This window comes from Paenibacillus sp. EPM92 (genome assembly GCF_016586185.1).
Classification (GTDB): Bacteria; Bacillota; Bacilli; order Paenibacillales; family NBRC-103111; genus Paenibacillus_G; species Paenibacillus_G validus.
In genome coordinates this window covers 21,836-28,240 of sequence record NZ_BCPS01000108.1, presented here as the reverse complement: position 1 = coordinate 28,240, position 6,405 = coordinate 21,836, and the positions used below count along the sequence as shown (strand labels likewise).

Below are 6,405 nucleotides of genomic sequence, written 5' to 3'. Positions count from 1 at the left end.
TTTTTTTATGAGTTCAAACCTCCAAAAAATCATGTACGCGTCATAGCAGCATGCAATTTCTGCAGCCCGGCGGCGTTCACCAGAACGATGCCGAATATGATGAGGATGCCCCCTGCCGCGGTAAGCCAGGATAAGGCTTCGTTATACAACAGGCTGCCAAGCGTCATGGCAATCAGCGGTGAAACATACAGCCACGTTGACGGGAACACCGGGTTCGTCCTGGAGACGAGCCAATAGAACAAGCTGTGCCCGACCATGGAGCCGATGACGGTCAAGTACACGAGTGAGCCTGCGCCGGAAAGCGTGGCGTAGGGCGCGAGATCGATCCGCTCCGTGAGCAGGGACAAGATCAGGAGCAACGCGCCGCCGTGCATCATCTGTGCAGCATTGAGCGCGATCGGCGACGTATCGGGAAATCGGGTGATCACTTGTTTGGTGTACAAGGCTCCCGACGAATAGCTCAGCTCGCCCAGTAAAATCAGTACACAGCCCAGCACCCACAGCATGCTCATCCCCAGCGATAAGCCGGGCAGCAGCAGCAGGACGACGCCGGCAAAGCCGATCGCACAGCCGGCAGCGGATGCGGCGGTTGGCTTCTGGCGGTGCAGGAGCGCTTGGAGCAGCAGCATCATGATCGGTCCTGTCGCCGAGAGCACGGCGGCCAGACCGGATGCGACATATTGCTCGGCCCAGTACAGCGTTGAGAACGTACCGAATGTAAGGCCCGTGCCGGTAAGCAGCGTTTCTTTACGCCACAGCAGCGACAGCCGGGTTCGGCGCTTCCCCAGCATATACAGAAACAGAATCAGGCCCGCAGCCAAGAAGCGGATGCCGGCCGAGAAGAAGGGAGCGGCTCCCGCATCGATTCCCGCCTTAATAACTAGAAACGTTGTGCCGAAGATGGCGCACATGAACAAATAACCGAACAGGATCATCGCGGTTCCTCCTTTTGATCCATCGTACAGGAGGAAGCGTAGAACAGATGAAATGGAATAGAACAGATGGGCCAGGAATGAGGTACAATAGGAGAAGTTGAACCAAAGGATGTGGCATGGATGCCGAGACAATCTTATTCAACCGGTCAATCGTACCGGTTATTCGAGCAGGTGTACGATCACATCGAGAACCGGATCCGGCGCGGCGACTGGAAGGAGCATGAGAAGCTGCCGTCCATCCGGCAGCTTGCCCAAGAGCTTCAGGTTCACCGGCTGACCGTATTTCGCGCTTACCGGCTGTTGGTGGAGCAGGGAAAAGTATATGTCAAGGACAAGTCGGGTTACTTCTTACAGCCAAGTGGTTCTCAGATGCCGGAGGCCGTGGACGCGCTGGTGCCCGCTTATGAGACGGTGAATCATTTGTCTGAAATTCATCGCATCCCGGTCGCTTACCAATTGTCCGAGGCGATCATTGATCCGAACCTCCTTCCGAATATGTATTTGACGGATTACGTAAAAAGGGTGTTCGATCTGTATCCGAAGGTGCTGGCCACCTACTCCCCGGTACAGGGGGATGAGGAGCTGCGGGAGGCGTTGTGCCGGTATTTCACGAAGCGACACCTGTTTCATCTGACAGCGGATGAGATCCTCATTACATCTGGAGCGCAGCAGGCGATTAATCTGATTGCCCGTATCCTGGTGAAACCGATGGATACGATATTGCTGGAGCGGCCGACGTATAGCGTGGCCTATGATATTTTCCGCCAGCAGGGGGCGCAGATCATTCCTGTGGACATTCACCCGGACGGTTATAATCTCGAGCAGGTGGAGGGGTGCATGCGCCGGTATAAGCCTCGTCTGTTCTATATGAACCCGACGTTCCACAATCCGACGGGTTATACGGTTCCGGTCGAACAGCGCAAAAAACTGGTGGAGCTGGCGGAACGATACCGGTGCTTGCTGGTGGATGACGATACGTGCTACGACATTTATTTCGACCGGGAGCCGCCGCCGCCGTTGTTCACTTATGACACGGAAGGCTGCGTGATCTACATCCGCGGGTTTAGCAAATATGTCTCCCCCGGGCTTCGGGTTGCCGCTGTTATGAGCAGACCGCCGCTCATGAAGCCGCTGCTGACCGCCAAGTCGTTATCGGACAACGGCTCTCCGCTGTTGAACCAGAAGATGTTTTTGCATTATTTTACATCGGACCGGCTGCAGCAGCATCTCAAGAAGCTTCGTATCGCTCTCCAAATCCGTAAAGAGATCGTGGAGGAGGAGCTTGCGGCTACCGATTGGCAATGGATCAGCCCGCAGGGCGGATTGAATTTGTGGGTGCGCCTGTCTGGCGGCCTATCGGCCGAGAAGCTGCTGGCCGCAAGCATGCGGCAGTCGATTTCCTTTGTCCCCGGTATCATCTGCGATCCGAAGCGGGAGCTGACCTCCTGGGCGCGCGTCAGCTACTCCTATGCGAACGAGCCGCAGCTGAGGGAAGGGATGCGGAAGCTGATTGCTCTTGCAGGTTCGATGGACTCATGGAGCATCAATCGTGGCGGTGGACGGTCTAAAGCAGGCGGAAAAGCATAGCGGTTAAGTGCCGGCAAGCCGACATGGGGCGGCTGGCTGAAGCTCAAGCGAGAAGAAGACAAACAGACGCTGCGCCCGAGGCGCAGCGTCTGTCTGGGGGGACAGTTACTTGTTGACGTAGAGGTACGGTGTCCGGATCACGCTGTAGGTTCCTTCAATCATTTCCTCGGTAATAATGTTCGCTTTAAGCAAGGCGGAAATTTTCGCTTGATCCGGTTTTGATACGTTCTTCCATAGCTGCGGATCCGGCAGCGCGTCGAATAACAGGTGGTCGACGAATTGCTTTTTCTCTTGATAAATGACTTTTACCGTGTAGTCGTTGACGTGCAGCTCCGCGCTTTCCGGGTACATCGAGAGGATGTCTCTGCGAATCGATTCGAGCTCGTCTTCTATTTTTTTGTGCTGATCCTTCAGTTCGCAATAACGCGCCAGTTTATTAAAGTCCATGGGGATTACCTCGCTTTTGCCTCGATTTATACTTCATGACTATGCAGGAGACAAGCGTATTAGACTCAAATGGCAAACTTTGCGCGGAGGCGTGACGCCTGTTCAGGATCATCGCAAAAAGCGCCTATCGGGGCACGACTCCGTCTTGGACGGGTTTGTGTTCCGGCAGGCGCTTCTTTGCGCACTTCCTAGAGGACGTTAATCTGCAGCTCGCCCAGCTTGCGCTTGAAATCGGCCTTCAAGATCCGTTTCTCGCGAGGCTCCAGGAAGGCCGCATCCACGCCGTTCATAACGATCGCGGCCAGCTCGTGCAGCGTAAAATGAAACTTCTCTGCGATCGTTTGGTACTCTTGCGTAATCGTCGTGCCGGATACGGTCGGATTATCCGTATTGACGGTCAGCGTCAACCCCTGCTCGAAGTACTGCTTGATCGGATACGCCTCCCAACCGGATACGGCCTTCGTCTGGATGTTGCTGACCGGACAAAGCTCCAATGGGACGTTCCGCTCTCTGACAATCTCCAATACTTCCGGGTTTTCCTGCAGACGCACGCCGTGCCCGATCCGAACGGCGCCAAGCCGGGTAACGGCCTCATAAATGTTGGCCGGTCCTGCCGCTTCGCCGGCATGGATCGTAATCGGAATGCCGTGTTTGCGGGCTAACGCGAACGTATCGCGGAATAACTCCGCCGGGAACGAAGCTTCATCGCCCGCAAGGTCGACGGCGACGACGCCTTGGCCGAGGAAGCGGGCCGCGGCTTCCACGACCTCGCGATTGGCCTGCTGCGAATGGTTGCGCATGCAGATCGCGATGGCGCGCGCTTTGACGCCGCAGCGCGCTTCTCCCTGTTTGAGCCCTTCGGTCACCCAGTACATCGTTTCGTCGACGGATAAGCCCTTCTTCCGGTGAAGCTGCGGCGCGAAGCGAACCTCGATATAACCGCAGCTGTGCTCAGCGGCTTGCTCGACCGCCTCGCGGGCGACGCGCTTTAAGGCGTCTCCCGTTTGCAGAAACGGCGTCGTAAAGTCGAACTTGCTTAAATATTCCTTCAAGCTTCCGCAATCGTCGGTCACCTGCATATAAGGCAGCAGCAGCTCCTTCTCGGAGGCAGGCAGCGGAATGCCCAGCGTACTGGCCAGCTCGAGCGCCGTTTCCGGTTTGACGCAGCCGTCCAAGTGCAGATGAAGGTCGACCTTCGGCAGCTTTCGTATCAATTCCTTGGTGATGACGGTATCCATAACGCTTGTTCTCCTTTCGATTTATAGAAGGAAATAGACATTCAACGGGAATGTCTATCGGCATAGGAACGACGATCTTCAGTTAACGGACGGAAGCTGGACATGATCCGTATCGCAAGAAACGGTTTCGCAAGAAAAGCTGCCGCCAAAACACGAATGCATCTTCCTCGAAAGTGCTCCGACCAGAAGCTTTTCTTAATACTATACGTACGGTCATGATTTATGTCAATAATCATAACAACAAAAACAAAAAATAAGGGTTTTTCAATTAATATATTACACGAACATGACATAAATAATTGCAAATTGTTGAACACGGCCGTTCAATTTCGGATGTTTCCAGCGTTCTCTCGTTAGGGGACGGTTCGGATCATTGGATTGCGAAATGCTGAAATACTAGGTCTTACTGGATTTATTGGAGGGTCAGAGATTAGGGGCGGGTGTAAAGGAGGCAACTTCGGCAGCCCAATTTATGAAAATTTATCGATTTGACGGTTTACATAAAATTGTATTTAGTGTTATATATTATTACATAAATAAATATTAATATAACATTGAATGTTATATTTTGCGTTTTTTTGGCGCGGAGGGTGGGTTCTATGAATATGACGGTCGAACAGGCGTTATCGGTATACCCGCTGTCGGAAGGGCGTTTGATCGCCGGGAGGGATGGGGCCGCACGCATCGTGAAATCGGTCAATGTGATGGATGCGCCGGATATTACGGAATGGATCAAAGACGGAGAGATGCTGTTCACGACGGCTTACGTGATGAAGGACCGGCCTGAAGAAGCGATCGATTTGCTGCGCAAGCTCCATGCGAGAGGCTCTGCGGGGCTGGGCATCAAGCTCGGCCGTTTTTGGACGAATGTGCCCCAGTCGATTGTGGAGGAGGCGGACCGGCTCGGATTTCCGCTGATCGAGCTGCCGTATCAGTTCACCTTTTCCGATCAGATGAACGGGTTGTTTCATGCGGAGCTGGAGCGAAATACGCGATCGCTTCAAAGATTGCTGGAGAAGCAAAAGAAGCTGATGCAATTTGCGCTGGGCGCGCAGTCGGATTCGATGTTTTTTGAACAAGTGCAGGCGATTGTAGAGACGCCGTTCGCCGTGGTGAGCTCGCGCGGCCATTTGATTTACAATGCGACGTCGTACGGGGATAAGCAGCTGCTGGAAGGTTGGCCTTGGCGCGAAGGGGTCAGGCGCTTGCGGGCGGGAGGAGGCGAAATGTACCGCGTTCCCGTCGAGTACAAACGGGAATGTATCGGGTACGCGGTCTTCGGCCGGCATGAGGTGGCGTTTATGAAGGAAGAAGAGGGACTGTTCGTGCAAACGGCGGAAATTCTCGCGCATCACTTGAGCTGCATTTATCGCGATGAGCTGGAGCGTTCGCTGAATCGCGATTTGGGCGGGATGTTTGCCCGCTATTTGAGTCAAGACGTGCCGGTCGGGATGCTTACGGCGCAGATGGAGGATCTGGGTATTCGCGTGCTGGGCGGTTCCTATCAATGTGTGCTGACGAAGGTGATGTCAGGGGTGGACGGGGCGCACCGGGAGGTCATCAAGGCCGTTCGGGAGGAGCTGGAGTACAACCCGGCTTTTCGCGAGCTGGAGGTTGTGCATTTCGTGGTGGGGAACGGGGTATTCTCGATTTTTCGGGGCGACGAATGGGCAGGCTCCGGCAAGCTGCCGGACATCATGAACCGCGCGCTCGGCTGTATGTTGGACAAAGGGATTTTGCCGCAAATTCGAATGTCCGTAAGCAATAAGAAAACGAAGCCTGCTGTTCTCCGGCAAGCTTACATGGAGTGCTCGGAGGCGTTCGAGCTGGCGGAGCGGCTTGGCGTCGCCGACAAGGTCGTGCGCTTCGAATCGGTGGAGCTGGCCTATGTATTCCGCCACGTGCCGACGAACGAGATGCGTACGTACGGGCAAGAGGTGCTGGCGGAGCTGTTGGCCAAAGACCCGGATTACGCACACGAAATGCTGCGGACGCTGGAAGCGTTCCTGGAGCATGACGGCCAGGTGAACGAGGCGGCGAAGCATTTGTTCGTGCATCGCAACACGGTGGCCTACCGGCTGGAGAAGATCGGTGAAATCCTCGGGGCCGATTTCAAAAAAATGAACGATTTGCTGAGGCTGAAGCTGGCGTTTATGTTCCGGCGCATGCTTGATGAGCGGGATTCGGAGTAACGGTCT

Annotated in this window: 5 protein-coding genes; 2 read left to right on the top strand and 3 right to left on the bottom strand. The window is 54.7% G+C overall.

What is annotated here, in order from left to right; genetic code table 11:
• Positions 1–29: 29 nt before the first annotated feature.
• Positions 30–935 carry a DMT family transporter gene (locus tag JMF85_RS26895; protein WP_127607887.1) on the bottom strand — a complete coding sequence of 302 codons (906 nt, stop codon included), beginning with the start codon at positions 933–935 and terminating at the stop codon, positions 30–32.
• Positions 936–1,055: 120 nt separating this feature from the next.
• On the opposite strand from JMF85_RS26895, the gene JMF85_RS26890 reads away from it, so the two are divergent.
• Complete coding sequence (locus JMF85_RS26890; protein WP_127607888.1) at positions 1,056–2,522, top strand: aminotransferase-like domain-containing protein; 1,467 nt, start codon at positions 1,056–1,058, stop codon at positions 2,520–2,522.
• A gap of 105 nt (positions 2,523–2,627) precedes the next feature.
• Here the strand turns inward: JMF85_RS26890 and JMF85_RS26885 are convergent, their stop codons facing one another.
• A complete protein-coding gene (locus JMF85_RS26885) occupies positions 2,628–2,969 on the bottom strand; it encodes a hypothetical protein (protein ID WP_127607889.1) in 342 nt (113 codons plus the stop codon).
• 188 nt (positions 2,970–3,157) lie between these two features.
• On the bottom strand, positions 3,158–4,207 hold the full coding sequence (gene add, locus JMF85_RS26880; RefSeq protein ID WP_141335306.1) for an adenosine deaminase: 1,050 nt from the start codon (positions 4,205–4,207) through the stop codon (positions 3,158–3,160).
• 599 nt (positions 4,208–4,806) lie between these two features.
• On the opposite strand from add, the gene JMF85_RS26875 reads away from it, so the two are divergent.
• Complete coding sequence (locus tag JMF85_RS26875; protein ID WP_155614454.1) at positions 4,807–6,399, top strand: PucR family transcriptional regulator; 1,593 nt, start codon at positions 4,807–4,809, stop codon at positions 6,397–6,399.
• The last annotated feature ends 6 nt before the right edge of the window (positions 6,400–6,405 follow it).

Excerpts from the sequence above, each read along its gene's own strand:
- JMF85_RS26890 (WP_127607888.1), top strand. The coding sequence starts at position 1,056 with ATGCCGAGACAATCTTATTCAACCGGTCAATCGTACCGGTTATTCGAG.
- JMF85_RS26895 (WP_127607887.1), bottom strand. The coding sequence starts at position 935 with ATGATCCTGTTCGGTTATTTGTTCATGTGCGCCATCTTCGGCACAACG.
- add (WP_141335306.1), bottom strand. The coding sequence starts at position 4,207 with ATGGATACCGTCATCACCAAGGAATTGATACGAAAGCTGCCGAAGGTC.
- JMF85_RS26875 (WP_155614454.1), top strand. The coding sequence starts at position 4,807 with ATGAATATGACGGTCGAACAGGCGTTATCGGTATACCCGCTGTCGGAA.
- JMF85_RS26885 (WP_127607889.1), bottom strand. The coding sequence starts at position 2,969 with ATGGACTTTAATAAACTGGCGCGTTATTGCGAACTGAAGGATCAGCAC.